The sequence below is a fragment of the Ciceribacter lividus genome, from assembly GCF_003337715.1.
In the GTDB taxonomy this organism is placed as follows: Bacteria; Pseudomonadota; Alphaproteobacteria; order Rhizobiales; family Rhizobiaceae; genus Allorhizobium; species Allorhizobium lividum.
In genome coordinates, this window is record NZ_QPIX01000008.1 from 128,856 (window position 1) to 154,066 (window position 25,211).

The window sequence follows — 25,211 nt, forward strand, 5'->3', positions numbered from 1 at the left end:
ACATTCACCGCAGCTGCGTGCAGGTCTCGAGCGTGAGGGCCGCCCAGCCGGTCCAGAGGACGCCCGTCAACGACAAGGACGGCCAGCATTCGGGAGGCGCGGGCGTCGCGTAGGCGAAGGCGAAATGCCCCGTCCATAGGATGGGTCCAGCCAGGATGACCAGCATGGCACGCGTGGCGGAAATCTCCTCGACGGGCTCTTTCATGGCCTTCACCCGATCATCCATGGAAAGCCGTGAACCGGAAGAAGGCCAAGCAGGCTCTGGGCAACGGCATAGTGGTAAAGGAGCCTGTAATTGTCGAACGTCACACGACGCTGCCCATCGAGCTTGCCGGCAAAGCGTCGCGCGAGCGTGGACAAGCCCATGGTCACAAGGGCGAAGACGAGCTGGCCGAACAGGGCTGCTGCGAGATGGACCGAGGCGCCGTAGACGCTGTCTCCGGGGCACGTCGACACCGACAGTGCTCGCGGCGGTTTCCGAACGGTGAAGGGCCCGAAGCGCGCGGCCGGCCGGACTATCGTGCAGATAGAGCACCAACCACGCACCCGTCAGCAGGCAGAGGCCATAGAAGAAATACCAGAATTCCGGAGCCGAAAGCTCAAGGCCGAGCTCCTTCAGTACCGGGCGGAAGCCGAGATCGGCGGCGGCAACACCGTCCGGGCCACTGGTCAGCCACGCCTCGCTCGAGAGCACCATGGAGACCATGGATGCCAAAGCAATGAAGGCCTGGAACACGATCAATCTGACAACGTCAACTCAGCTTGGACGTGCGGCGCTGGCAACGGATACTCTAAAACGGCGCTCACAAGCACAAATCCGGCGTTGAACTCCGAAAAATCCTAAAGGTCTTGAAAGGAAACGAACCAGCGCCGCGCACACTTCTTTTGAGTGAAGCTAAATCCAATTTTTCGCTCCATGACCCCATTTCAAAGGGGCGATACATAGTTTTATAGACTAGGCAATACTACGGAGCTATCCTCCGTAGCTTCCAGCCTCTGTTGGCACGTGCACGTAGTGCCGATCGAAATAAAGGAGCGCGTGTCCGTCACGACGGCACCTTATGTCTACCACTTCGCCAATGAGGATATTGTGCGTTCCGACTGGACGGGCCTCGGCCAACCGGCAATCGAAGGAAACGATGGCATCCACGAGCGCCTGATTGCCGGAAGGGAGATTGGTCCAGTCGGCCGCGGCGTAACGTGCCTCCATGTCACTCTGCTGACCGGCGAATAGGCCGGCCAGATCGCGGTGTTCCTGGGTCAGGACATTGACGCAGAACTGGCGGTTTTCGACGAAGAGACCGGTCTGCGAAGACCGCGAATTCATACAGACGAGAAGCGTCGGCGGCTCGTCGGTCACCGAACACATGGCGGTGGCGGTGAACCCGCCGCGCCCGGCGGGTCCGTTGGTGGTGATCACGTTGACCGGGGCGCAGACCCTGGCCATCGCATTGCGAAACTCGGTCTTCGAAACGGAGATCGTCATAACCGTCCTCCTACTCTGCCGCATCGCGCAAGGCACGCAGGTCGTCCTGCGGCGGCATCCAGGTGTCGCCGGTCCAGCCGTTCTCGTCGTAGTCGGCCATGCACTGGTCGACGAGAGCCTCCATTTCCTTCAGGCGGCCGCCCCGTTCGGCGCCCTTGAGAACCTGCAGGCGGACCTCTTCGGGAGCGCCGGCATAGTTCAGCTCGTAGAGCGCATGGCGCCCGCCGAACTCGGTGCCCGTCGCATCCCACAGGAGCTTCATGATCTTGATGCGCTCGATATGGCCCATGTCGTTCGAGCCACGGACATATTGCGCGAGGTAGCGGTTGATGTCCGGGTTCTGGAAGTCCTTCGCTGACGACGGCAGGTAGATCAGGCCGGAAGCCACGGTCCGCCGCACGATGTCGATCACCCTAGGATAGGCCTCGGACATGAAGGTACGGTAGCAGAGCGCCGCCTCGAGGTTAGGCAGGACGGCACCATTGGCCCACGGGATCGGATTGTGCGCCATGGCATTGGAAAACGTCCAGAACTGGTGGCGGATCGCGATGACCTCGCCCAGCATTGCCTGGTTGCCACGGAAGGCATCGCCGCCGGTGGCCCGGAGCGCCTTGGCGAGAAGCCCTGCCAGGAAATCCAGCTTTACGGCGAGACGCGTGCAACCCTGGAAGCAGTAGCCGTGCATGAAGCCGGACGCCGGGTGGAACGACAAAATCTTCGCCGCGTCGCGCAGCACGAGCACGTCTTCCCAGGGGACGAAGACATTGTCGAGCACGAGGATGGCGTCGTTCTCGTCGAAACGCGAGGAAAGCGGATAGTCGAACGGCTGCCCGACCGAATTCGCGGTCTGTTCGTAGGAGACGCGGCAGAACATCTTGATGCCGGGCGCATTCATCGGGACGATGAACATGACGGAGAGAGACGGATCCTCGGTCACGGTCGCCGAACTCTGGGCAAGGAAGTTGTAGTGGGTCAGGGCCGAGGAAGTCGCCACGACCTTGGCACCCGAGACATAGATGCCGGCATCGGTCTCCTTGGTGATGTGGACGAACACGTCCTTGACCGCATCCGCGGGCTTGTGGCGGTCGATCGGCGGATTGACGATCGCATGGTTCATGAACAGCACGGATTCCTGGGCACGCTTGTGCCAGGCGAGCGCGTTGTCCTTGAACGGTCCGTACCAGTCGGCATTGGCGCCGAGCGTGTTCATCAGCGCCGCCTTGTAGTCGGCCGTGCGCCCCATCCAGCCATAGGACATGCGCGCCCAGTCGGCGATGGCGCCTTGCTGGGCGACCAGTTCTTCCGAGGACTTGGCGACGCGGAAATATTTATGCGTATAGCCCCCGGATCCGGTGTCGGTCGGCGAGGTCAGACGCGCCTTGGTCTTTTCGTCGTGCAACGCATCGTACATGCGCGCGATGGAGCGGGCCGAATTGCGCATCGAAGGATGCGTCGTGACGTCGGCGATGCGCTCGCCGTTGATGTAGACTTCGCGACCGTCTCGGAGGCTCGCGAGGTACTCCGCACCAGTGAACGGACGCGTCTTGTCTTTCCGGTAATCTTCTGAACGCATGGGGTGCTCCTCCCTCTAAATCCTGACAAACGTTAAATCCGGTGCTGGCTCGGGACCATGGACAAAGAGACCAATTCGCTGGTACTTTTTCCGGCATGACAGACAGACACGACGTCCCCACCTATTTCGTCTACGGCGAACCGACCCGAGCGCTCGATGTCGGTTTCTTCCACGTGGAAACCGTTATGGAGCGCAGAGGCGTACATTTTGGCCATGTTTCGCCGCACAAGCATCCACAGATGGGACAAATCACGTACTGGTTCAAAGGCGGTGGGACCTATCGGATCGAAGATCGGACTTGGAACTTTTCGGCTCCGACCATCAGTTTCGTGCCATCGAGCGTCGTCCATGCCTTCGATGTCGAAGAGCATTCGGATGCCGTCGTGATCTCCATCTCCGACGACCAGCTTCGTTCGCTCGCCGCCAGCGTTGATCTGCCGCTCGACGCGCCTTGCCTTTTCGAAGGCAGCCCGGAGGATCCGGCCTGGATCCGTCTCGGCCGCCTCTCCGAAATGGTGGTCGACGAATATCTCAGGACAACCTCGACCAGCCCCCGGCTGCTCGCGGGGCTGATCGGCGTCATGCTTTCCCAGATCGCCCGGCTGGGCGGCGGCAGCGACTTCACGGAAGCCTCCCCTTCGAAGCGGCTGGCGGCCAGTCTTCGCCGTGCGATCGACCTGCATTACCGCGAGGACTGGACCGTTGCGCGTTACGTGACGCTGCTTGCGACCACGCCGCACCTGCTCGACAAGGCGGCGCGGGAGACCTTCGGGCAATCCGTCAAGGAGATGCTGATGGAGCGGCGCCTGCTCGAAGCCAAGCGCCTGCTGATGTTCACCATCCGGTCGGTGGAAGACATCGCCCGCGAAATCGGTTTCGACGACCCCGCCTACTTCTCCCGCTTCTTCCGCAAAAGAACGGGCATATCCCCAGCAGTCTGGCGGCAGGGCCGTATCGCTTCCCCCGAAGCAGACGACCGGAGCGCGCTGCCTCCCTCCCAGACCATGACTGAAAAACCGGGCGATGCGACTGCTCAGGACAGATAGGCCTTGTGCAGGATGTCGGGTTCCGCGATCAGTCTCCGAGGCTCGCCGGAGTAGGCGAACCGCCCACGAGACATGACGATGGCATGATCGGCCAGCGACAGGGCGACAGCGGTGAACTGCTCGATCAGCAGTATCCCGGTGCCTTCGCGGGCCAGCCTTTCCACCACGCCCATCAACCGCTTGACAATCAGAGGGGCCAGCCCGAGAGACATCTCGTCGGCGAGCACGAATTTCGGCCGGCAGATCAGCGCCTGCCCGAGTGCCAGCATCTGTTGCTGGCCACCGGACATGGACCCGGCGCGCTGGCTCTTCCTCTCCGCCAACTCGCCGAAGATCGAATAGATCTCATCAAGTGCCCGGTCGAGTTCGGCGCGGGAATGGGCGTGCCCGGCCGTGCGCAGGTTGTCATCGACGGAGAGCCCCGGCAGCACCCGATGCCCCTCGGGAACGGCAGCCACACCGGCAGCCCGAACCGCCTCCGTCCCCAGACCGGAGAGACGCCGGCCACCGATGTGGACGGAGCCGGCCTCGAGCGGGAGCGCGCCGGCAAGGGCCAAGACGAGCGAACTCTTGCCCGCACCATTCGGTCCCAGCAGCGCCGTGACCGTTCCCGGTCGCAGACTCATCGACACATTGTCCACCACGCGCTTGACGCCTCGGCGGACGATCAGCCCCTCGATCTCAAGAGCCTGCATCACGTTTCCTCCATACCGAGATAGACCGCCCGCACCCTAGGATCGGCCAGCACCGAGGCCGTCTCGCCATAGGTGACGAGCGAACCGAAATCGAGAACCATGGTGCGCTGGCATGTGGCCTGGATCAGATCGACATCGTGATCAATCAGGAAGGTCCGAGCCCCGACCGTTTCGGAAATCCCGTTGATGACGGACCGCAGCGTCGCGACCTCGCTCTGGGAGAAGCCGGCTCCCGGCTCGTCCAGCAAGATGAGTTTGGGCGAACCGGCCACGCAGCGCGCCAGCTCCGTCATGCGCCGTTCGAAGGCGTTAAGCCCGGCAACGGAGCGGCGGCGGACGGCGCTGATCCCCGTGAATTCCAGAGCCCTGGTCAGGGCATCCTCGACCGCCCCTCGGGAGAGTGGGAGAGAATCGAGCACCACCCTGACATTGTCTTCCACCGTCAGTTCATCGACGGCCTGCTCCTTCTGAAAGGATCGGCGAAGACCCCATTGCGCCCTTTGATGGGGCTGCAATCCGGTGAGTTCCTGGCCGAAGGCACGGATTCGCCCCGAATTCGGCCTGACGAAGCCGGACAACACGTTGAGAAACGTCGTCTTGCCAGCGCCGTTCGGCCCGATGATGCCGACCACCGGCGCATCGAGTTGCACGGTCAGCCCGTTCAGCGCCGTGACACCACCGAAGGAGACGGTCACGCCATCGATCTCGATCATCTGGCACTCCCTCCGTTCGACTTGCCGAGCAACCGGGTCGCGAGATCCTCGATCTGGCCGGCGATGCCTCTGGGCGCGGTGGCGAGCGCATGGATCAGGGCGGCACCGAAGATGATGTAGGCGGCATTGCCGTTGACGCCGAGATCGTTGAGCAGCGCGGGAACCAGACGATAGAGCGCGGCTGCAATCAGAGCGCCCATGGGGCTCCACGCCCCCCCGACGATCGCCAGGGCAAAGATCATCACCGACTCGGCGGCTGGAAAGCTGCGCGCGTCGAGCATCTGCAGATTGCCGGCGAGCAGCACGCCGGCGATCCCGGCAAGGAAGCCCGACAGGGCGAAGGCCCAGATCTTGTAGAAGGGAACATCGACCCCGGTGGACATCGCGGCCGCCTCGGAGCGCCGGATCAGCGCCCAGGCCCGGCCCGCCTTCCCGATCTCGTGCCAGTGAATGAGGGCCATGCCGAGCGCCGCGACGACGACGCAATAGGCATAATAGCCCACGTCACTGGAGGCGACGGCCGGACGCGGCATGTATCCGGCCGACTTCACGGCAAAACCCGACCATCCGCCGCCGCCATTGGGAAACTGGATCACATTGACGATGATGGCGAAGGCGCCGGCGATCATGAGGGTAACAAGGGCCAGATAGAGCCCACGCATGCGCAGGGCCGGATAGGCGAACACCATGCCAAGCCAGGCAGCGGCGATACCGCCTGCCAGCATGTTGAACTCGAAGGGCGTACCGAGACCATAGGCGAGCCTGAGTCCGACCCAGCCACCTGCCCCCATGAGCGCGACATGGGCCAGAGAGACCAGCCCGAGACGCCGATAGAGCAGCCCGATCGCGGCAGCCGTCAGCGTGTAGATCGCGACGCCCGTCAGGACCTTGAGCCAGAGGGAGGCCAGGAACAGCGGCGGCAGAAAGGCGAGAACCGCGACAAGGATGGCGAAACCGACCGGGCGGGAGCGCCAAAGGGCCGGGACAGGAGTGGAAACCACCGGGGGATTCGATGCCATCATCTCAATCCTCTCCCGCGAATGTCAGCCGTCGGCCGCGCTGCAGCCACATCAGCGCCAGCGTCGCGATGACGAAGGGAGCGGCCACGCGGAATGGAGCAAGCGGCTTCACCAGGGTCAGCATGCTTTCGGTCACTCCGATCAGAAGTCCGGCCACGAAGGTGACCGGAATGGATTTCAGTCGTCCGATGATGGTGGTGGCGATCACCGGGATGACGAGAAAGGTGAGGACCGCCGGATCGAGCCGCACCAGTCCTCCGAAAAGCAGGCCGGTAAAACCGGCCAGCACACCCGAGATCCCCCAGGCGATGGCCTCGACGCGGCGAACCGGGACACCGAGGATGGCGGCAACATCGCGACTATCGGCGAGCGCCCGCATCAGCAGGCCCGTGCGGGTTCTCGACAGATAGATGCCCATGGCAACGGTGGCGATCACCCCGCCCGCAAGCGCGATCAGCCGGGTGCCGTTGATGCGGACCCCGATGATGGAAAGGCCGAGGCTGTCCGAGAACAAGCCGAGCTTGCGGGACGTCACCATCCAGACCAGGTTCATCAGGCCGAGCAGACATAGCGCGAAGCCGAGTGTTGCCACCGCCTTGATCACCGGCTCCCGGTGGGCGAGTTGCGGAGCGACCAGCAGACCAAAACCCAGAGAGAGAGCGAGGCTCACCCCCATCGCGGCCGCCCAGGCGAGAGGCTCCGGCAGGTGCCATTCCAGCACCTGCCAGGCCGTCATGGCACCCACGGCGCCAATGGCGCCATAGGCGAAGTTGAGCACGCCGGTGGCGCGGTTCAGGATCACAAGCCCTACCCCGCCCAGCGCATAGAGGGCGCCGACGGCGAGCCCCGAGACGAGGAACATTCCATAGGCGCCCAGCATCACCCCAGCGACCTCAGTTCACGACACCGAGCGCCTTTTCATCGGCGCGATAGGGATCGAGATAAGCGCTGTCCACGTCCGTGCATTCGCCGACGACCTTGTAGCCACCCTCGACAATCTGGACCATCATGTTGGCGTGGTTCGGCATATGGCGGTCGCCCGTGCCGACATAATAGGGGCCGCACAACAGGTCGGAGCTGTAGTTCTTGATATTGCGGATCGCCTCGGTCACCGTCGCACGATCGAGCTTTGCCGGGTCCTGCTGCAGCATGGCGTCGACGAAGAAGCGGGCAGAGAGGTATCCGGCCTGGCTGAACGTGTCGCGCGGATCATCGGCATTGCCGTGAGCATCGAGAACGGCGCGCCAGTTGCTGGCATCGGGACCCGTCCCGTCGATTGGTGTCAGTTCGATGTTGACATGCATGACACCGGCCCAGTCGGCGCCGAGCATGGCCGGAACATCACGGTCATAAAGCGGCGTGGAGGAAATCCACTTGTAGCTGTCGCGCTGACCCGACTCGAGAGCCGCCTTCAGGAAGGCCGCAGCCATGCCTGCAGGCAGATTGACGAGCACCGTATCGGCCCCGGAGGCGACGGCTTCCAGGAAGGCCGAGTTCATGTCCGCCGCCGAGGGGTCGAGCAGCACGCTCGAACCCGCCAGGTTCTTCGACTGCATGTACTTCTCCGTCCAGCCGCAGGAATACGGACCGGCGCTCGGAATGGTGAGACCGATGCACACGACATTGGTTGAGCCGAGGTTGGCAACCGCCCACTGGGCAGCCCCCACGGAAGACGGTAGCGGACCCTCGTTGGTGGAGACGATGTTCTTCGATTCGAAGCACTCGGCTACGGCGCAACCGGAGGCCATGGCCATCACGCCCTGTTCCTCGTAGAGCTTGGCATTGACGCCCATCTCCACGAAGGAAGCGTTGCCGACGAGGGCGACCACTTCTTCGTCCTTGACCAGCTTGGTCGCGACCTGCGCGGCGACTTCCGGATTCCACTGGTCGTCCTCGACGAGGTATTCGATCGGGCGGCCATTGATCCCGCCATTGGCGTTCACGCAGTCGAAATAGGCCTTAGCCGCCCGCGAAGCGGACGAGAAGTCGTCGGGGCCTGTCCGGCCGACGATGGCGCCGACCTTGATCGGTTCGCCGGTCGCCGCCTGACCGTTGTTCAAGCCGCAACTCGGCGCGGCGGCGGCGGAGCCCGCCGATGCCAGGAACAGGGCGGCAATGGCGGCGGAGCCGCACAGAAGATGCGATTTCATGTTTTCCTCCCAATGTGAGCCGGAACCCGGCTTCGTGGCCAAAAGACCGTTTCTTGATCGCGCGGTCTCCTCAGGCCGCCCGATCCCTCCCCAAGATGAAGCGGCTGGCGCGCTCCCCGATCATGATCGTCGGTGCATTGGTGTTGCCCGAGACGAGCGTCGGCATGATCGAGGCGTCCGCCACCCGCAGCCGGTCGACGCCGAAGACCTTGAGTTCCTCGTCGACAACGGCCATCCGATCCTCCCGAACGCCCATCTTGGCCGTTCCGGAGGGATGGAATACGGTTTTCGAGATACCTCGGATGTAATCGCGCAAGGCGTCCGGATCTTTCTCTATGCCGGGCGTCGGCAGGACGCGACGCTTGATGATCTTCGCCAAGGACGGCGCCTCGGTAATCTTGATCGCCAGCTCGACGCCACGGACCAGCGTCTCCAGATCCACCGGATTTGCAAAGGAATTGGCGTGGAAGAGCGCGGGATCCTCGGGATTGGACGACCGGAGCTTGACCGTGCCGCGCGATTGCGGCCGCAGGAAGCACGGGCCGATCGAGATGCCGTGTCCCGGCTCGGCCAGACGCTCTCCGAAGCCGATGAAGCTCGGCAGCACATGGAACTGGATGTCGGGCTGGCCGAGGCCTGCCGTATCGACGAAGCCGCCGGATTCGACGACAGTCGAGGTCAGCAGACCCGTTTTCGTCAGCATGTATTGCAGCATGTGGCTGGCGGCGGCGAGGCCCTTGTCCTGCCCGAACAGGGACATGATGTTGACTTCGGCCTGAACCGTTGCCTCGAGATGATCCTGGTAGTTCTCGCCGACCCCCGGCAGATCCGCCACGACATCGATGCCGTGCGAACGCAGGTGCTCGGCTGCTCCAATACCGGACAATTGCAGGATCTTGGGCGTGGCGATCGCGCCCGCCGTCAGGACGATCTCGCCGCGCGCCTTCACCCTTTCGCCGGACGAGAGCTGCACGCCGACCGCGCTCCGCCCTTCGAACAGGATCTTCTCGACCTTGACGCCGGTCATGATCTCGAGATTGGCGCGCCCCTCGGCGTCGCGCAGAAATGCCTGTGCGGCGCTCCAGCGGCGACCATTGTTCGTCGTCGTCTGATAAAATCCGACGCCTTCCTGCTCGGCGCCGTTGAAGTCTTCGTTATACTTGATCCCGACCTCCTGGGCGGCACGGATGAAGGCCCAGGACAGGGGATGACCGTAGCGGCGGTCGGACACCTTCAACTGACCGTCCGCGCCGTGAAACTCTCCGGAGAGCCGCTGGTTGCCTTCGATGTCACGGAAGACGGGAAGCACCTTGTCGTAGGACCAGGACCGGCATCCCATCTGCGCCCAGGTCTCGTAGTCCTGGCGCTGGCCGCGGATGTAGATCATCGCGTTGATCGAACTCCCCCCGCCGAGCACATTGCCCTGCGGAACGACGTTCGGCTTGCCCTTGATGCCGGGATCCGGTTCGGACATGTAGAAATGCACGTCCCGGCCCTTCTCGATCACCTTGAAGAAGGTGGCGGGGATATGGATGAACTTGTCGGTGTCCTTCTGTCCGCTCTCGATCAGCAGGACCTTGTTGGATGGATTTTCCGAAAGACGTGCGGCCACCACGGAACCCGAGGACCCGCCGCCGACGACGATATGATCAAACTCACGCATTTGAGCCTCCCGCGCGGTGTCACAACAGCCGCGCCTTGAAAAAAGCCTGACGAACGGTTCAGCAGAAAACAGTCTGGATGGTGGTGAATTCCTTCAGCCCGTCGACGCCGAACTCGACGCCGATCCCCGACTGCTTCACCCCTCCGAACGGCGCATTGGGCTGGATCGCACCATGCTTGTTGATCCAGACCGAACCGCATTCGAGCCGCGCCGCGACCTGCTTGGCCTTGGTGACATCCCCCGACCAGACCGAGCCGCCGAGACCGCTCGGATTGTCGTTGGCCTTGGCGATCGCCTCCTCGATGTCATGGTAGCGGATGATCGGCAGGGCCGGTCCGAACTGCTCCAGGTCGACGAGCTTCGCACCATGATCGACATCGGCGACCAGGGTAACGGGATAGAAGTAGCCCGGTCCGCCCTGCGGTGCGCCACCCGTCAAGACCCGACCGCCCTTGGCGACCGCATCCTGGACGAAGTCAGAGACGATGCCGAACTGGGCCGAATTCTGAAGCGGCCCGAGAACCACGTCTTCCGCCAGGCCGTCGCCCACCTTGATGGCGGATGCATAGGCCGCGAGTGCATCGCACACCGCGTCGTAGATGCTGTCATGGACGTAAAGGCGCTTCAGGCAGGCGCAGGTCTGGCCGCTGTTGATGAAGGCGCCCCAGAACAAGCCTTCGGCGATCGCTTTCGGGTCGGCATCGGGCAGGACGATGCCGGCATCATTGCCGCCCAGCTCGAGCGTCAGGCGCTTCAGCGTATCGGCAGCGGATGCCATCACGCGCCGCCCCGTGGCGGTCGACCCGGTGAAGGTGATCTTGGCGACATCGGGATGGGACGTGAGCGCTGCGCCCAGATCGTTGTCGTCGGCGATGACGTTCATCACACCGGCCGGCAGAACCTCGTTCATCAGTTCCACGAGACGGATGGTCGAAAGCGGCGTATTCGGCGACGGCTTGATGACCACCGTATTGCCGGTGCGGATGGCCGGGATGATATGCCAGCAGGCGATCATGACCGGCCAGTTCCATGGCGTGATGGCGGCAACGACGCCGATCGGCTTGCGATGCAGTTCCACCCGGCCTTCCGGTCCGTCCTGCACAACCTCGACCGGCAGATCGAGGGAAGCCGTATGGCGGGTCCAGGCAACGGCACCGCCGATCTCGAAGCGCGAACCAAGGCCATTGAGCGGCTTGCCCTGCTCCAGCGTCAGAAGCCGCGCCAGTTCCTCGGCATTCGCCTCGATCGTCTCCGCCACGCGGGCGCAGAGCGCGGCACGGTCGGAGGAAGAGCGAGCGGCCCAAGCGGGAAAGGCGGCCTTGGCGGCGGATACGGCAGCGTTCAGATCGTCGACGGTGGCCAGCGGGGACATTCCGACGACCTCGCCGGAAGAGGGATTTGTGACCTCTCTATGGCGCGCGGCCGCGACCGCCTTGCCACCGATGACAAGCGTGAATTCCTGCATGATACATCCTCCCATGCACTGCGATGGAAGGAGACTAGCCAATGACCTCTCGTAATTCTTGGATCACGGCGCGGCATGAATTGGACAAAAGCGCGGTAGACGCCTCATACCAAATCAGGCCATCACCACATCCTTGGGCGAGCAGTCGAACAGCTTGCGGAAGCTGCGATTGAAGTAGGAAATATCGTTGAAGCCGACCGAATACGCGACGTCCGCAATGGCACCCGGATGATGCGCTCCCCGCAATCTTTCGAGTCTTGACCGAGCGAGATGAAGGCGCTTGAGCTTGATCATGCCGGTCACCGTCATGCCCTGGGAGCTCAGATCCTCCTGAAGGGTCCGCAGCGAAACGCCGACGCGGCTGGCGAGCCATTGCGGCGTCAGGTAGTCCTCGGTCAGGTTCTCGTCGATCAGCACCTGGACGACCTCGAGCCGTCCCGTGCCGCTATCGCCACGGACGAAGAGCTCTTCGCCCGGATCGGATGCGAAAGCCTGTCGCGTCGTGTTGAACAGCAATTCCCTGAGATGCGGCGCCCGGTTGTCGTCGCTTGAGGTACTCATCATCTTGGCCACGAGTGCGCCGAGCATGATCGACATCGGATCATCCGCCTTGATCTTGCGTGTCACCGAGATACGGACCGCCCGATCCGACAGCAGCATCTGCCTGGGCAGGTGCACGGACAGGTGATTGGAAAACGAGCCGCCGAAATAGAAGATCGACGGCCTCGTGGAATCGACGAGGATGCATTCGCCCGGATGGAGCTGTTCCTGACGGCCCGACTGCTCGACCCCGCAAGAGCCTTCCAGCTGCAGCAGCAGGAACAGGTTGTCGCCCTGGTCGGCCCGGATATCGTCGGGATCACGGCGGATGTAATCGAGGTCGTTCGAAACCTGCGCCAGTTCCACCCCGGCGGCGTGAGACAGGGCAGCACCGCCGCGCACGACGTTCGATCCGTCGTACCGGGTTGGATTGAAATGGCCGCAGATAGATTTCAGATCCGACGTCCAGGCGTCGAACTCACGCGTCACCCATTGCGTGGGAACGCAATGTCCCAAGCTCCCCAAGTGCATGTCCGCCTCCTCCCAAAGTCGGTCACCTAGTTATTGAGCATGTTAACAAATCTGATGTTTGTCAAACTCCAGGCGCAGATCCCTTCGCCGTTCAGTAGACCTTCACGCCCGCCGTCGGCTGCGTCGGCTTTGCATCATTGAAATCCTTGAGCAATCGCGCGGCGGCATTGCTGAGCAGTCCCACATCGTTGCCAATCCCCACAAAAGTGGCCCCGAGCTCGCAATAGCGTTTCGCGAGCCCGAGATCGCCGATCAGGATTCCGGCGGCCTTGCCGGAGGCGAGGATCCGCCCGATGGATTGCTCCACCACTTCCTGGACTTCAGGAGCGCCCGGTCGACCGAGATATCCCATGTCCGCTGCCAGATCGGAGGGTCCGATGAACACGCCATCGACACCATCGACGGCGCAGATCGCATCGAGATTGTCGATCGCAGCGCGGCTTTCCACCTGCACCAGCAGGCAGATCTCGTCGTTCGCCGTCTGCAGATAGTCGCCGATACGGTTGAAGTCCGAGGCACGCGCGAGCGCCGCACCGACACCGCGAACGCCGTGCGGCGGGTAACGCACGGCCTTGACCATCTCGGCCGCAAGCTCCGCATCGTGCACCATGGGCACGAGCATGGTCTGGGCGCCGATGTCGAGCATCTGCTTGATGACCCATGTTTCCCCGATGGGAGGGCGAATGATCGCGTGTGACGGCGAACCGCGCATCGCGCGCAGCTGCTCGGCCAGCCGCGGCACGTCGCTCGGCCCGTGCTCGGCATCCAGCAGAAGCCAGTCATAACCGGCACCGGCGCAGATTTCGACCGTGTTCGGGCTTCCCAGAGCCTGCCACAGGCCGATCTGCAAACGGCCCTCTTTCAAACCACGCTTGAAGCTGTTGACAGGTGCGGGCATCACGGCCTCCTCTTTCAATTCGGGTCGGACGGACTAAGCCCGCCTTGTCAGGCTCATTCGAAAAACAGGCTGACGGTTCCGTAGGGACCGAAGTCGCCGACGATCGTGTCTCCGTGGCGGGCCTCGACGGGACGGATGAACGAGCCGGCGAGCACGATCTGTCCCGCCTCGATGCCGTCGCCATACTGGGCCAGTCGGTTGGCGAGCCAGGCAACACCCCGTGCCGGCTGGTTCAGCACACCGGCCCCTAGACCGGTTTCCTCGACTTCCGCATTCCGGCTGACAATCGCGCCCATCCAGCGCATGTCGATCTGGTCCGGGCGCATGGCACGCCCGCCGGTGACGATGCCGGCATTGGCGGCATTGTCGGAAATCGTGTCGAACACCGTCCGCGCCTTCTTCGTTTCCGGATCGACCCGCAGAATGCGGGTATCGAGAATTTCCAGCGCCGGCGTGACGTAATCAGTGGCGTTCAGCACGTCGAAGACGGTAACGCCCGGCCCCTTCAGCGGCGCCTTCATGACAAAGGCGATCTCGGCCTCGATGCGCGGCTGGATGAAGCGATCCTTCGGAACCGTGGCGCCATCCTCGAAAACCATGTCATCGAAGAGAACACCGGAGTCCGGGATGTTGATGTTGAGCGCATATTGCATGGCCTTGGAGGTCAGGCCAATCTTCCAGCCGATGACCTTGCGCCCTGCGGCGACCTTCCGCTTCACCCAGGACGCCTGGATGGCATAGGCGTCATCCATGTCGATGCCCGGATGGGCAAGCGACAGCAGACCGGTCTGAACTCTCGTGCGCTCTGCCTCGTCGAGCCTGGCGGCGGCGGCTTCGATCTCTTCTTTCGTCAGCATGTCAGGCCTCGTCAGCGATCGTATTTCGAAGAATCCCAAGTCCATCCGCCTCGACTTCGACGACATCGCCCGGCTTCAGCCAGATCGGCGGATCGAAGCGGGCACCGGCACCGGTCGGCGTGCCGCAGACAATCACGTCGCCCGGAACGAGCGTGGTGAAGGTCGAGATGTAGTTGATGATCTTGCGGAAGGAGAAGATCATCCGGCTGGTGCGGTCGCTTTGGCGCACCTCGCCATTGACCCGGGTTTCGAGCTTGATGTCAGCGATCTGGCTCTCGTCCACGAACGGAACGAGCCAGGGGCCGATCGATCCGGTCCGGTCGAAATTCTTGCCCTGGGTCACGTTGAACTTGGCGTGCCGTACCCAGTCGCGGATCGTACCCTCGTTGCAGAGCGTCAGCGCCGCGATGTGATCGAGGGCATCCTTTTCCGCGATCCGTCGGCCACCCTTGCCGATGACGACGACGATCTCGCCCTCGTAGTCGAGTTGCGGGCTTTCCGGCGGACGGATCAACGGCTGGTCGTGACCCGTGAAGGACCGGGGAAAGCGAATGAAGAGCGAGGGATTGGCGGGGGCCGCCTGCCCGTCCTTGTATTCCTCGTTGCGGTCAGGAAAATTGACGCCGACGCAGATCAGCTTCTCCGGCGCGGGGATCGGGATTTCGAACGAAACCTCCGTCAGCGCCATGTCCGCCTTGTCGCCCGCGTGCCGCTCTGCCAGCGTAGCGAGCGCGCCATCGGCAATAACCTCGCGCAGTGTCGGGTACTGCCCGGCATATCGCACGGAAAGATCGACGATGCCGCCCTCGACGAGAAGACCGAAGCCCTGCCGGCCGGTGGACGTGCTGAAGCTCAGGAAACGGGGATAAGACATGGACGTGCTCCTCACTCGACGCCGCCGAGGCAAACATACTTGATTTCGGTGAATTCCTCGATGCCGTAACGCGATCCCTCGCGTCCGAGGCCCGAGAGCTTGACACCGCCAAAGGGGGCCTCTGCCGTCGAGATCAGTCCCGTATTGACGCCGACCATCCCATACTCCAGGGCTTCGGCGACACGAAAGACGCGCGCGAGATCCTTGGCGTAGAAATAGGAGGCGAGCCCGAATTCGGTGTCGTTGGCCTGCGCGATCACATCCGCCTCATCGGCAAAACGGAAGAGCGGCGCGACCGGGCCAAAGGTTTCCTCGCGGGCGACGGCCATGGCCTTGGTGACATCGGCAACTACCGTCGCCTCGAAAAAGGTGCCGCCGAGGCTATGGCGCTTGCCGCCCTGGATGACGCGGCCACCCTTGGCCACCGCGTCCTGGACATGTTCTTCGACCTTTTGGAGTGCGTTTTCGTCGATCAACGGGCCAAGAATGACGCCTTCGTCGAAGCCGTTACCAGTCTTGAGCTTGCCGACGGCCGTTGCCAGCTTCTCCGCGAAGGCCTCGTAGACGCCATCCTGTACATAGATGCGGTTGGCGCACACACAGGTCTGGCCGTTGTTGCGGAATTTCGCGATCAGCGCGCCCTCGACCGCCGCATCGAGATCCGCGTCGTCGAAGACGATGAAGGGCGCGTTGCCGCCGAGTTCCAGCCCCAGTTTCTTGATGGTCGGTGCAGACTGCCTGTAGAGTTCCGCTCCCACTTCGGTGGAGCCGGTAAAGGTCAGCTTACGCACGACCGGGCTCGAGGTCAGTTCCGCACCGATCACGCGGGCCGAACCGGTCAGTACGCTGAACAGGCCCTTCGGCACCCCGGCGCGCTCGGCGAGGATGGCGAGTGCGATGGCCGAGAATGGTGTCTGCGAGGCCGGTTTCAGAACCATGGCGCAACCGGCGGCGAAGGCCGGACCCGCCTTGCGGGTAATCATCGCGTTCGGGAAATTCCACGGCGTGATCGCAGCGACCACGCCGACCGGCTGCTTCATGATCAGGATGCGCTTGTCCCTCTGATGGCCTGGGACGATGTCCCCGTAAAGCCGTCTCGCCTCTTCCGCGAACCATTCGATGAAGGAGGCGCCATAGGCGATTTCCCCCTTGGCCTCGGCGAGCGGTTTGCCCTGCTCGAGGGTCAGGATTCGTCCGAGATCGTCCTGACTGGCCATGACCAGCTCGTACCAGCGGCGCAGGATGACGCTTCGTTCCTTGGCAGTCCAGCCGGCCCATTCGACCTGCACCACTCTGGCGGCCTCGATCGCGGCACGGGTTTCTGCCGCTCCGAGGTTAGGCACGCGCCCGATGATCTCACCGGTTGCGGGATTGTCCACCGCGATGGAATTGGCCGGATCGGCCTCGATCCAGTCACCCCCGACGAGGGCGGCCTGGCGGAAGAGTGTCGGGTCCTTGAGCTGCATGAACTGGCCTTGCTGAGAGGATCGATCGGGCAGCACGTGTGCCGTGCTGCCCTCCAAGGGATGAGGTCAGGGCGCGATGATCGGCTGCGCCTTCAGGTCGGACTCACGGACAGCAGCTCCTGCAAACAGGCTCCCGTGCTCGAACCACGAACGCGGCGCCGGCGCCCCCCACAGCGTCTGGCGCTGCGGATCCTTCAGATCCCACTTGATCGGCTCCAGATCGGGATCGACGGTCTGGTAATCCGAGCAATAGATCTCGATGCGATGGCCGTCCGGATCGAGGATGTAGAGGAAGAAGGCGTTCGAGATGCCGTGACGACCCGGACCGCGCTCGATATTGGCGACCCAGCCGGTGGTCGACATCAGGTCGAGCAGGTCGATGATGTTGAGCGGCGTCGGCACCCAGAAGGCCGTGTGATGCAGACGCGGACCCCTGCCATTGGTGAAGGCGATGTCGTGCACACCGCCCTTGCGGTGGGTCCAGGCGGCCCAGAGACGGCCCGTCTCTTCATCAGCGGTGTATTCGGTGACCCGGAAACCGATCTCGTTGTAGAAGGCGACGCTTTCATCGACATTCGGCGAGAAGCAGTTGAAGTGGTCGATGCGCAGCGGCTTGACGCCGCGATAGAGCGCGTATTTCTGATGAATCGGCGGCAGGCGGTCCATCTTCGCGTAGAATTCCAGCGGCGTGCCGTGCGGGTCGCGGGTGCGGAAGGTCCGCGCCTGGTAGGGCCGCTCGACCCATTCGACACCGAGCCCCTTACCGTCGAAGAAGCGCGCCGCCTTTTCCAGTTCGGCTTCGTCATAGACCTTGAAGCCGAGATCCCGCGCTTCGGCCTTGTCGGACTTGCGCAAAACGATGCAGTGGTGGCCACGCTCCTCCATCGCACGCAGATAGATCGCATCCGACGTCTCGTCGGTCACCTGCAGGCCGAGCGTGTCAACGTAGAAGGCGCGCGAACGGGCGAGATCGGTCACGCCGAATTCCACGTGGCTAAGGCGTACGATGTTGAAGGGCGGGTAGAGATTGGGTTCCGGTAGTGCCATGATGTCCTCCTCCGGCCTGCGGTTGGCGCCGCAGGCGTCGATCGTGTCGTGTGAAATTCAGCCGCCGAGCTTCTGAATGGCGTGCGGCTTGGTGGCGAATGCGATGTTCTTGGTTTCCATGTAGAAATCGAAGGACCAGTCACCGCCGTCGCGGCCGATTCCGGAATTCTTCACGCCGCCGAACGGCGTCGGCAGGTGCCGGACGTTTTCCGAATTCACCCAGATCATCCCGGCCTCGAGATGGTCGGTGAAGCGGAAGGCCCGGGTGACGTCCGATGTCCAGAGATAACCGGTCAGGCCGTACTGGACGTCGTTGGCGAGCGACAGGGCCTCGTCCTCGTCGCGGAACGGGATCGCCGTCAGCACCGGGCCGAAGATTTCCTCCTGCGCGATGCGCATCTGGTTGTTCGCTCCGGTAAACAACGTCGGGCTGACATAACAGCCGCCGCCGGGGCCTTCGAACTTCTCGCCGCCGGCAGCGACTTGCGCCCCTTCCGACTTGCCGATCTCGATGTATTCCAGCACCTTCTTCTCGTGCACCGGATGGATCAGCGGCCCGATGACCGTCTGCGGGTCGAGCGGATGGCCGACCTTGATGCGCTTGGCCTTCTCCGCGACCATGGCCGTGAACTGGTCGTAGATCTTCTCCTCGACCAGCAGTCGCGACGAGGATGTGCAGCGTTCGCCGTTCAGCGAATAGATCATGAAGACGGCCGCATCGGCGGCGCGTTCCAGGTCGGCGTCGGCAAAGACCACAACCGGGTTCTTGCCGCCGAGTTCGAAATGCACCCGTTTCAGCGTATCGGCACCCTGCTTCATGATCATCGAACCGGTTCGGCTCTCGCCGACGAAACCGATTGCCTTGATCAGCGGATGCTCCGTCAGCGCCTTGCCGGCATCCTCGCCGAAGCCGTTGACCAGGTTCCAGACACCCTTGGGCAGACCGGCCTCTTCGGCGATTTCCACCAGAAGTCGCGCCGTCAACGGGGAAAATTCAGCGGGCTTGTGGACGATCGTGCAGCCAGCTGCCAGCGCCGGCGCGATTTTCCAGGTCGACAGCATGAACGGGGTGTTCCAGGGGGTGATGACACCCACCGGGCCGATCGGCACGCGGGTGGTCAGGTTCACCTGCCCCGGCGCCCGCAACGACTTGCCGTCCCGCGCTTCCGGCGCCCGGTCCGCGAAGAAGCGGAAGTTCTCCGCACCACGCAGCGCCGCTTTGCCCATGAATTTCAGCGATTGTCCGGTGTCCATGCATTCGACGAAGGCGATCTCTTCCGCCCGCGCCTCGATTGCATCGGCGATCTTGTGCATCAGCTTCCTGCGGGCATCGCCCGGCATCGCGGCCCATTCGGCGAAGGCTGCCTTCGCCGCCTTTGCCGCGAGATCCACATCCGCAGCTTTGCCGCGCGCGACCTTGGCCAGGACACCGAGATCGACCGGCGAGATGGTCTCGAAGGTCGAGCCGTCGAGAGCGTCGAGATCCTCTCCGCCGATGCGGTTTTTCACGCCGCCCTCGAACTTTTTCAGATAGGCCTTGGCCTTGCTCAGATTGTCTTCAAACGATGCCATGCATCCGTCTCCCTGAACTTGCTGTGCGTCGAGCCGACGCCTTATGTCTTTTGTCAGTTATCAAATGGTCTTCTGTCGAAGCCGCGGATGAATGGCGTTCTTCTTCCAGCTCAAATCCGCGTCAATCTCGCGAATTTCGAGCGACAGCATGAAATGCGGCGTCTCGAACCGCTCCGACAGAAATGCGCTGACAGCGGCGAAGATGGCCTCGCCTGCACGCTTGCGATCCGCTTCGCTGCGCCCCTTGCCGATGCGCAACGACATGTCGATGAAGCTGTTTTCCTCGAGCAGATCGGCCACCGCATAGATGTCGGTGCGAAAGCCGCGCACGCGGATCGCCCCGAGCTCGAAAAGGCCCGTTTCCATCATCGTCTGATGGATGAGCTTCGCCAAAGCCTTCAAGTCGACCAAACCCTCGAGATTGGCCGAGTAGTCGAATGTGAAATGCGGCAATGGCTCCTCCGTTGTTTCTATTTAACAGGTTAAATGTTCTGGCGGGTCTGTCAAGGAGGGAACGGCGACAGCAAGGAATGTTTGCAAATGGCCTCGAACTTCCTCATAGAGGACGCATGACCATTGCCGAGAATAAGAGACCCGACCTGGAGCAGGACGCGCTGCTGCCGCGCAATGTGAAACGTTCGCTGCCGATTGCATTGCTTCGTGCGCGCGAAGCGGTAATGACGCATTTTCGACCAATGCTGGCGGCGCATGACCTCACGGAACAACAGTGGCGCGTGATCCGCTTTCTCGCAGAAAACGGTGTAGTAGATGCCACCAAAGTGGCCGAACGCACTTTCATCCTTGGCCCTTCATTGACGCGGATGATCAAGACGCTCGAAAGTCACGGCCTGATTAAAAAGGCCCGCGACGAGGCCGATGGTCGACGCGTGCTGTTGCAGATCACTCCGGCGGGCCTCCGCGTTATTGAGGAAGTCACGCCCGAAAGTCGCCTCATCTATGCGGATCTCGAACGCAAGTTCGGCGAAGAGAAGATGGACCTCCTGCTCCATCTTCTGAGTGAGCTCGCCGATACGACGAATCCTGAGTAAGAGCCGATCTCACCCCAGCGCTCCGATTGAGCCCGATTCTGCGCGAGCATCCACCGACCGACACTTGCGGGTCTATGCTCCGCCTCGGACAGGCATCCGTTTTCCAACCGGCAATCATCAGGACACAAGTCAGAGCGCTGCGAGACCCGCATCCAAAGCCGACAGGATCTTTGCGACATCGGTCGCTGTGATGATCAGCGGCGGCGACAGAATGATGTTGTTGCCGGAAACGCGCACCATGACGCCGGCCTCGTAGGTCACCCGGTGCACCTTTCCGATGCTCTTCTTGTCGATCGGCGCCTTGGAGCCGCGATCCGACACCAGTTCGAGAGCGCACATCAGGCCCTCACCGCCACGCACGTCGCCGATGGCGCCGTGTTTTGTCATGAGAGCCTGCAGGCCGGCAAAGAGCTCGTCCCCGCGCGAGGCGGCATTTGTCGCGACCTGCAGCCGTTCCGTTTCCTTCAGGCAGGCAATGGCCGCCGCCGCACCGACCGGGTGGCCAGAATAGGTGTAACCCGATCCGATGGCACCCTTGCCGGACGTATCCTTCTCGAACACCTCGGCCACTGCATCCGACACCATGACCGCCCCGAAGGGAAAGTAGCCGTTGGTGATGGCCTTGGCCGAGCAGAGGAGGTCCGGCTGGACACCCCAATGGCGAGATCCGGTCCAGCTTCCGGTGCGCCCGAAAGCCGTGATCACCTCGTCCGCGATCAGCAGGATGCCGTATTTCGAGCAGATCGCCCGCAGGCCCGGCATGAAGCTCTTGTGCGGCGGGATGACACCTCCGGCACCCAATACCGGCTCCATGATGAAGGCGGCGATGGTCGAAGGATCCTGGAATTTGATCTCGTCCTCGACCGCTGCGAGGCAAAGCTGCGCAAGCCGCTCGGGATCTGATTCATTGAACGGGTTTCGATAGGTATACGGCGCCGGCGTGTGGAAACAGCCGGGCATCAGCGGCTCGTACTGCGTCCGGAAATTCGAGTTCCCGTTCACCGATGCACCGAGAGTATGGGTGCCGTGGTAGCCCTTCTTCAGGCTGAGGAACTTGACGCGCCCGGCCTCGCCACGGATCTTGTGATACTGACGCGCAAGCCGCAGCGCGATCTCGACGCTGTCCGATCCGCCCGACGTGAAGAACGCCCGCGACAGACCGTCCGGCGCGAAGAATTCCGCCAGCATCTCGGAAAGCTCGATGACATTGTCATTCGTCGTGCCGCGAAAGATCGAGTAGTATGGAAGCCGATCGAGCTGCGCGGCGATCGCCTTTTTCACCGGCTCGCAGGAATAGCCGAGATTGACGTTCCATAGCCCGCCAACGGCATCGAGCAATCGGTGGCCGTCGACATCGACGATTTCGACGCCCTCCCCCTCGACGATGATATCGGGCGGGCTGGCGAGGCTCTCGGCCGGGTGCGCCATCGGATGCCACAGGCGCTTGGCGTTGTTTTCCTTGAGGTAATTGGAGGTCTTCATTCGCTTAGTTTCCCTGTGCGAGCATGTCGAGCGCAAGCGCATAGCTCTCGCCCGGACGCGTGACATCGAAATGGACATACGGCATGCCGACCGCGACGGCGCCGTTTAAGTTCTTGGCCTGGTCATCGACGAAGACACAGTCTTTCGCCTCGATCGCCAATCCGTCGGTCACGAACCGGAAGGCTCGGGGATCGGGTTTCAGTATCCCTGTATAGGTCGCGTCCACGATCAGATCGAAATCCGCTAGAAAGGGCAGTCTGGAGCGGAAATCCTTGCCATAGAAGAGATCAAGCTCGTTCGACAGGATCGCGAGCTTGCAGCCGGACGCCTTGGCCCGTGTGATCGCGTCGAGCGCTTCCGGACGGATGACAGCTTCCGGCTCGGCCCCGCGCAGGCGGCCGACGAACTCCGGAAATTCCGTCCACGCTTCGCCGATGAGGGCGCCGGTCTCGCGCATTCTCAAGGCCCAGTAGTCGCGCTCCGTCATCTCCCCGGCTTGCATCGCACGCCAGGCATCGTCGCCATCTGGGTCGAAGGGACCCCTCCACGTCAGCGTTCCCGAAGGCAGCCCGAGCGCGGCTTCCGACAGTGAATGCGTCTCAAACAGTGTCTTGGAAATCACTCCGCCGAAATCGAGAACCAGTGCGCGCATCACAGCTTTATCCATGCCGTCTTGAGATCCAGGTATTTGTCGAAGGCATGGAGCGATTTGTCGTGTCCATTACCCGACTGCTTGACACCGCCCAACGGAATGGTGAGGTCGGAGCCGCCGTAAGTGTTGACGTGCACCAACCCGGCCCTGATCTTGCGCACCATCCGGTGGGCGCGCGACAGATTGGATGTCCAGATCGCTGCCGCGAGGCCGTACTTGCTGTCGTTGGCGAGAGCCACGGCCTCCGCCTCGGTGTCAAAGGCCGTCACAGCGAGGACGGGACCGAACACCTCTTCCTGGAAGACGCGGTCTTCTCTCGCCGCATCCGCGACGATGGCAGGTGACATGTAGAAACCGCCGGTCTCCTCCAGGATACGCTGGCCGCCGATGACCTTGCGCCCCTGGCCGCGCGCCTCCTCAACGAATTGCAGGTTCTGCCTCAGTTGCCGCTCGGAATTGACGGCACCGGATTGGGTTGCCGTATCGAGCGGATTGCCGACCTTGATCGATGCGGCATGGAAGGCCAGTTTTTCGACGAATTCCTCATGGATCCGGCGTTCGACGAGAAGGCGCGAGCCGGCGATGCAGACCTGGCCCGAATTCCGGAAGATGCCGTGTGCCGACACTCTCGCCGCTTCGTCCAGATCCGGAGCGTCCGCGAACACGATGTTCGGCGACTTTCCTCCGAGTTCCAGATAGACCCGTTTAAGGTTCGACCGAGCCGCAGCTTCGAGCAGCCGTCGTCCGGTTGACCCGGAGCCAGTGAACACCAGGACATCGACGTCCATGGATTCCGCGATCCGGGCACCGACGACGGCCCCCTCGCCGGTCACTACGTTGAACACGCCGGCCGGCATGCCTGCCTCCAGGGCCAATTCGGCCAGCCGCACCAGACCAAGCGAAGCGGTTTCCGCCGGCTTGAGCACCATGGTACATCCTGCGGCGAGAGCCGGGCCGAACTTCCAGGCGCCGATCATCAGGGGAAAATTCCAGGGAACGATGGCGCCCACGACACCCGCAGGCTCGCGATGGACGAGCCCGAGGAAAGCGGGATCCGTCGGAGCGACCTCGCCGAACAGCTTGTCGACGGCTTCAGCGTAATAGCGAATCGTGGCAGCCGCCGACAGCGGCTCCGCCTTCAGCGCCATGCCGATTTCCGTGCCATTTTCGCGCACGCCGAGAACAGCGAGTTCCAGGGCATTTGCTTCGATCAGGTCGGCCCAATTAAGCAGGATCTTCTTGCGCACCGCCGGAGCCACGTCGGACCAGATGCCGCTGTCGAATGCCTGCCGGGCAGCGGCGATGGCGGCATCGGTGTCCTCCCGCGTCCCGCGTGCCATCGTCGTGAGCACCGTCCCGTCGACCGGCGAGATCACGGACATGGCACCACCGTCCGAGGCGCAAACACGGCGTCCGTTAATCACGTGTTGGAAGGCTGCGAGCGGAACCGCGCGAAGCACGTCAATACGGTCTTGGTTCATGGCGGCCTCGGCTCGCTTCGGTTTGATATTTACACCATCGGTTTATATCATGCGCCGGAGAACGGAATCGGTCAACCCCGCTTGTGGCGGGGCCCAGTCGCATGGCGGAGCAAGTAGGGACGTCAGCGGAACGGGAAGAGTTCAGTGCTGAGCTTGGGCAAATCGGGAAGCCGCCGCCACGAATGCGGCCGGCGGGCGCCCGTCCGTCCCATGATTGACCTTTTCAGCCTCCCGGAACAGCGCGGCGATGGCTTGACGCCGAAGTTCGTTTGTCATCCGGTGAGCGGGTGTGGCGACCGCGAGCGCCCCAACGGGCGCGCCGTCGCGATCGAATACCGGAACGGCGATCCCGTAGACATCGTCTTCGTTCGTCTGATCTGCCTCGGCGAAACCGGTGAGACGGATCTCTTGAAGGCGTACGTTCAACACGCTCGGATCCGTCAGTGTGCGGGATGTCTTAGCGATCAGCGTCTCACCGAGGATGCGCGCGACCATCTCCGGCTTGGAAAACGCCAGAATCACCAGTCCCGAGGCTGTGCTGTGCATCGGCAGGATTTCCCCGGCAACAAGCGAAACGCGACTGCCGCGATTGCTCTCGGAGACACCGATCGTCGCCAGCGCCCGCCCCGAGATCAGTGAGGCATGGGCAGTCTCCCCAATCTCCCCCGATATTGCGTCGAGCGAGTGCTGAAAGACCGAGGTCACTGGGAAGGCCGTCTCGCGTACACGTGCCAGCCGCAACACGCCCGCACCCAAGCGGTAAAGGCGGGCACCGCCACGCTGTTCCACAAGGCCGCGATCACACATGACCACGAGCATGCGGTGCACGGTTGCCTTGTCTATACCGGACCGGCGGGCGAGTTCGGACAGTCCGATTTCAGGCTCCGCTTCCGAGAAAAAATCCAACAGAGAGAGAGCTTTGGCTACCGTTGTCGACATGAAACCCATCACC

25 protein-coding genes are annotated in these 25,211 nt (G+C 62.7%); 2 read left to right on the forward strand and 23 right to left on the reverse strand.

Annotation, left to right across the window (positions count from 1 at the left end):
- Positions 1–4: 4 nt before the first annotated feature.
- From DFR48_RS15160 to DFR48_RS15175, 4 genes are all read right to left on the reverse strand, one after another.
- Entirely contained in the window at positions 5–205 is a 201-nt protein-coding gene (locus tag DFR48_RS15160; RefSeq protein ID WP_147273551.1) for a hypothetical protein, read from the reverse strand.
- 5 nt (positions 206–210) lie between these two features.
- Positions 211–456, reverse strand: coding sequence for a hypothetical protein (locus DFR48_RS15165; RefSeq protein ID WP_114363989.1), 246 nt, complete (start codon positions 454–456; stop codon positions 211–213).
- Positions 457–973: 517 nt separating this feature from the next.
- Positions 974–1,486, reverse strand: coding sequence for a flavin reductase (locus DFR48_RS15170; protein WP_114363991.1), 513 nt, complete (start codon positions 1,484–1,486; stop codon positions 974–976).
- 10 nt (positions 1,487–1,496) lie between these two features.
- Entirely contained in the window at positions 1,497–3,059 is a 1,563-nt protein-coding gene (locus DFR48_RS15175) for a 4-hydroxyphenylacetate 3-hydroxylase N-terminal domain-containing protein (RefSeq protein WP_114363993.1), read from the reverse strand.
- 95 nt (positions 3,060–3,154) lie between these two features.
- Between DFR48_RS15175 and DFR48_RS15180 the strand changes: the two genes are divergently transcribed.
- Entirely contained in the window at positions 3,155–4,105 is a 951-nt protein-coding gene (locus tag DFR48_RS15180; RefSeq protein ID WP_114363995.1) for a helix-turn-helix domain-containing protein, read from the forward strand.
- Here DFR48_RS15180 and DFR48_RS15185 read toward each other — a convergent pair.
- The 15 genes from DFR48_RS15185 to DFR48_RS15255 all read right to left on the reverse strand — a co-directional run bounded on the left by DFR48_RS15185 (position 4,093) and on the right by DFR48_RS15255 (position 20,048).
- Positions 4,093–4,800: an ABC transporter ATP-binding protein gene (locus DFR48_RS15185; protein ID WP_114363997.1), complete on the reverse strand. Its 708-nt coding sequence runs from the start codon at positions 4,798–4,800 to the stop codon at positions 4,093–4,095. The two genes, DFR48_RS15180 and DFR48_RS15185, sit on opposite strands and share 13 nt — an antisense overlap.
- The gene (locus DFR48_RS15190) at positions 4,800–5,513 is read right to left on the reverse strand and encodes an ABC transporter ATP-binding protein (protein ID WP_114363998.1); all 714 of its coding nucleotides are present in this window, start codon (positions 5,511–5,513) and stop codon (positions 4,800–4,802) included. Before DFR48_RS15190 ends, DFR48_RS15185 begins: the two co-directional genes overlap by 1 nt.
- Positions 5,510–6,532 carry a branched-chain amino acid ABC transporter permease gene (locus tag DFR48_RS15195; RefSeq protein ID WP_170141895.1) on the reverse strand — a complete coding sequence of 341 codons (1,023 nt, stop codon included), beginning with the start codon at positions 6,530–6,532 and terminating at the stop codon, positions 5,510–5,512. The genes DFR48_RS15190 and DFR48_RS15195 overlap by 4 nt, the downstream gene beginning before the upstream one ends.
- Positions 6,533–6,536: 4 nt before the next feature.
- On the reverse strand, positions 6,537–7,412 hold the full coding sequence (locus DFR48_RS15200) for a branched-chain amino acid ABC transporter permease (protein WP_114364002.1): 876 nt from the start codon (positions 7,410–7,412) through the stop codon (positions 6,537–6,539).
- A gap of 13 nt (positions 7,413–7,425) precedes the next feature.
- The gene (locus DFR48_RS15205; protein WP_114364004.1) at positions 7,426–8,682 is read right to left on the reverse strand and encodes an ABC transporter substrate-binding protein; all 1,257 of its coding nucleotides are present in this window, start codon (positions 8,680–8,682) and stop codon (positions 7,426–7,428) included.
- Positions 8,683–8,752: 70 nt separating this feature from the next.
- On the reverse strand, positions 8,753–10,345 hold the full coding sequence (locus DFR48_RS15210) for a GMC family oxidoreductase (RefSeq protein WP_114364006.1): 1,593 nt from the start codon (positions 10,343–10,345) through the stop codon (positions 8,753–8,755).
- Between the two features lie 58 nt (positions 10,346–10,403).
- A complete protein-coding gene (locus tag DFR48_RS15215; protein ID WP_114364007.1) occupies positions 10,404–11,810 on the reverse strand; it encodes an aldehyde dehydrogenase family protein in 1,407 nt (468 codons plus the stop codon).
- 114 nt (positions 11,811–11,924) lie between these two features.
- On the reverse strand, positions 11,925–12,881 hold the full coding sequence (locus tag DFR48_RS15220; RefSeq protein ID WP_114364009.1) for a helix-turn-helix domain-containing protein: 957 nt from the start codon (positions 12,879–12,881) through the stop codon (positions 11,925–11,927).
- 91 nt (positions 12,882–12,972) lie between these two features.
- The gene (hpaI, locus tag DFR48_RS15225; RefSeq protein ID WP_114364011.1) at positions 12,973–13,779 is read right to left on the reverse strand and encodes a 4-hydroxy-2-oxoheptanedioate aldolase; all 807 of its coding nucleotides are present in this window, start codon (positions 13,777–13,779) and stop codon (positions 12,973–12,975) included.
- Positions 13,780–13,832: 53 nt separating this feature from the next.
- The gene (gene hpaH / locus DFR48_RS15230) at positions 13,833–14,636 is read right to left on the reverse strand and encodes a 2-oxo-hept-4-ene-1,7-dioate hydratase (protein ID WP_114364012.1); all 804 of its coding nucleotides are present in this window, start codon (positions 14,634–14,636) and stop codon (positions 13,833–13,835) included.
- A gap of 1 nt (position 14,637) precedes the next feature.
- Positions 14,638–15,510: a fumarylacetoacetate hydrolase family protein gene (locus DFR48_RS15235; protein ID WP_114364014.1), complete on the reverse strand. Its 873-nt coding sequence runs from the start codon at positions 15,508–15,510 to the stop codon at positions 14,638–14,640.
- A gap of 11 nt (positions 15,511–15,521) precedes the next feature.
- Positions 15,522–16,976 carry an NADP-dependent succinate-semialdehyde dehydrogenase gene (gene gabD / locus DFR48_RS15240; RefSeq protein WP_114364016.1) on the reverse strand — a complete coding sequence of 485 codons (1,455 nt, stop codon included), beginning with the start codon at positions 16,974–16,976 and terminating at the stop codon, positions 15,522–15,524.
- A gap of 66 nt (positions 16,977–17,042) precedes the next feature.
- Positions 17,043–18,023: a 3,4-dihydroxyphenylacetate 2,3-dioxygenase gene (hpaD, locus tag DFR48_RS15245; RefSeq protein ID WP_114364017.1), complete on the reverse strand. Its 981-nt coding sequence runs from the start codon at positions 18,021–18,023 to the stop codon at positions 17,043–17,045.
- Positions 18,024–18,080: 57 nt separating this feature from the next.
- Positions 18,081–19,595: a 5-carboxymethyl-2-hydroxymuconate semialdehyde dehydrogenase gene (gene hpaE, locus DFR48_RS15250; protein WP_114364019.1), complete on the reverse strand. Its 1,515-nt coding sequence runs from the start codon at positions 19,593–19,595 to the stop codon at positions 18,081–18,083.
- Between the two features lie 60 nt (positions 19,596–19,655).
- The gene (locus tag DFR48_RS15255; protein ID WP_114364021.1) at positions 19,656–20,048 is read right to left on the reverse strand and encodes a 5-carboxymethyl-2-hydroxymuconate Delta-isomerase; all 393 of its coding nucleotides are present in this window, start codon (positions 20,046–20,048) and stop codon (positions 19,656–19,658) included.
- A 116-nt stretch (positions 20,049–20,164) separates the two neighbouring features.
- Here DFR48_RS15255 and hpaR point away from each other — a divergent pair, with 116 nt between their 5' ends.
- Positions 20,165–20,644 (forward strand): homoprotocatechuate degradation operon regulator HpaR, encoded by a 480-nt coding sequence (gene hpaR / locus DFR48_RS15260; protein WP_114364022.1) that lies wholly within the window; start codon positions 20,165–20,167, stop codon positions 20,642–20,644.
- Between the two features lie 129 nt (positions 20,645–20,773).
- Here the strand turns inward: hpaR and DFR48_RS15265 are convergent, their stop codons facing one another.
- The 4 genes from DFR48_RS15265 to DFR48_RS15280 form a co-directional block, all read right to left on the reverse strand.
- Positions 20,774–22,126, reverse strand: coding sequence for an aspartate aminotransferase family protein (locus DFR48_RS15265; protein ID WP_114364023.1), 1,353 nt, complete (start codon positions 22,124–22,126; stop codon positions 20,774–20,776).
- Positions 22,127–22,130: 4 nt separating this feature from the next.
- Positions 22,131–22,781 carry an HAD-IA family hydrolase gene (locus tag DFR48_RS15270; RefSeq protein WP_170141905.1) on the reverse strand — a complete coding sequence of 217 codons (651 nt, stop codon included), beginning with the start codon at positions 22,779–22,781 and terminating at the stop codon, positions 22,131–22,133.
- Positions 22,778–24,259, reverse strand: a complete 1,482-nt coding sequence (locus DFR48_RS15275) for an aldehyde dehydrogenase family protein (RefSeq protein ID WP_114364026.1) — start codon at positions 24,257–24,259, stop codon at positions 22,778–22,780. Before DFR48_RS15275 ends, DFR48_RS15270 begins: the two co-directional genes overlap by 4 nt.
- A 141-nt stretch (positions 24,260–24,400) precedes the next feature.
- Positions 24,401–25,207, reverse strand: a complete 807-nt coding sequence (locus DFR48_RS15280; protein WP_114364028.1) for an IclR family transcriptional regulator — start codon at positions 25,205–25,207, stop codon at positions 24,401–24,403.
- Between the last annotated feature and the right edge of the window lie 4 nt (positions 25,208–25,211).

Coding starts and splice junctions, on each gene's coding strand:
- DFR48_RS15160 (WP_147273551.1), bottom strand. CDS start 205: ATGAAAGAGCCCGTCGAGGAGATTTCCGCCACGCGTGCCATGCTGGTC.
- DFR48_RS15170 (WP_114363991.1), bottom strand. CDS start 1,486: ATGACGATCTCCGTTTCGAAGACCGAGTTTCGCAATGCGATGGCCAGG.
- DFR48_RS15175 (WP_114363993.1), bottom strand. CDS start 3,059: ATGCGTTCAGAAGATTACCGGAAAGACAAGACGCGTCCGTTCACTGGT.
- DFR48_RS15180 (WP_114363995.1), top strand. CDS start 3,155: ATGACAGACAGACACGACGTCCCCACCTATTTCGTCTACGGCGAACCG.
- DFR48_RS15185 (WP_114363997.1), bottom strand. CDS start 4,800: ATGCAGGCTCTTGAGATCGAGGGGCTGATCGTCCGCCGAGGCGTCAAG.
- DFR48_RS15190 (WP_114363998.1), bottom strand. CDS start 5,513: ATGATCGAGATCGATGGCGTGACCGTCTCCTTCGGTGGTGTCACGGCG.
- DFR48_RS15195 (WP_170141895.1), bottom strand. CDS start 6,532: ATGGCATCGAATCCCCCGGTGGTTTCCACTCCTGTCCCGGCCCTTTGG.
- DFR48_RS15200 (WP_114364002.1), bottom strand. CDS start 7,412: ATGCTGGGCGCCTATGGAATGTTCCTCGTCTCGGGGCTCGCCGTCGGC.
- DFR48_RS15205 (WP_114364004.1), bottom strand. CDS start 8,682: ATGAAATCGCATCTTCTGTGCGGCTCCGCCGCCATTGCCGCCCTGTTC.
- DFR48_RS15210 (WP_114364006.1), bottom strand. CDS start 10,345: ATGCGTGAGTTTGATCATATCGTCGTCGGCGGCGGGTCCTCGGGTTCC.
- DFR48_RS15215 (WP_114364007.1), bottom strand. CDS start 11,810: ATGCAGGAATTCACGCTTGTCATCGGTGGCAAGGCGGTCGCGGCCGCG.
- DFR48_RS15220 (WP_114364009.1), bottom strand. CDS start 12,881: ATGCACTTGGGGAGCTTGGGACATTGCGTTCCCACGCAATGGGTGACG.
- hpaI (WP_114364011.1), bottom strand. CDS start 13,779: ATGCCCGCACCTGTCAACAGCTTCAAGCGTGGTTTGAAAGAGGGCCGT.
- hpaH (WP_114364012.1), bottom strand. CDS start 14,636: ATGCTGACGAAAGAAGAGATCGAAGCCGCCGCCGCCAGGCTCGACGAG.
- DFR48_RS15235 (WP_114364014.1), bottom strand. CDS start 15,510: ATGTCTTATCCCCGTTTCCTGAGCTTCAGCACGTCCACCGGCCGGCAG.
- gabD (WP_114364016.1), bottom strand. CDS start 16,976: ATGCAGCTCAAGGACCCGACACTCTTCCGCCAGGCCGCCCTCGTCGGG.
- hpaD (WP_114364017.1), bottom strand. CDS start 18,023: ATGGCACTACCGGAACCCAATCTCTACCCGCCCTTCAACATCGTACGC.
- hpaE (WP_114364019.1), bottom strand. CDS start 19,595: ATGGCATCGTTTGAAGACAATCTGAGCAAGGCCAAGGCCTATCTGAAA.
- hpaR (WP_114364022.1), top strand. CDS start 20,165: ATGACCATTGCCGAGAATAAGAGACCCGACCTGGAGCAGGACGCGCTG.
- DFR48_RS15265 (WP_114364023.1), bottom strand. CDS start 22,126: ATGAAGACCTCCAATTACCTCAAGGAAAACAACGCCAAGCGCCTGTGG.
- DFR48_RS15275 (WP_114364026.1), bottom strand. CDS start 24,259: ATGAACCAAGACCGTATTGACGTGCTTCGCGCGGTTCCGCTCGCAGCC.
- DFR48_RS15280 (WP_114364028.1), bottom strand. CDS start 25,207: ATGGGTTTCATGTCGACAACGGTAGCCAAAGCTCTCTCTCTGTTGGAT.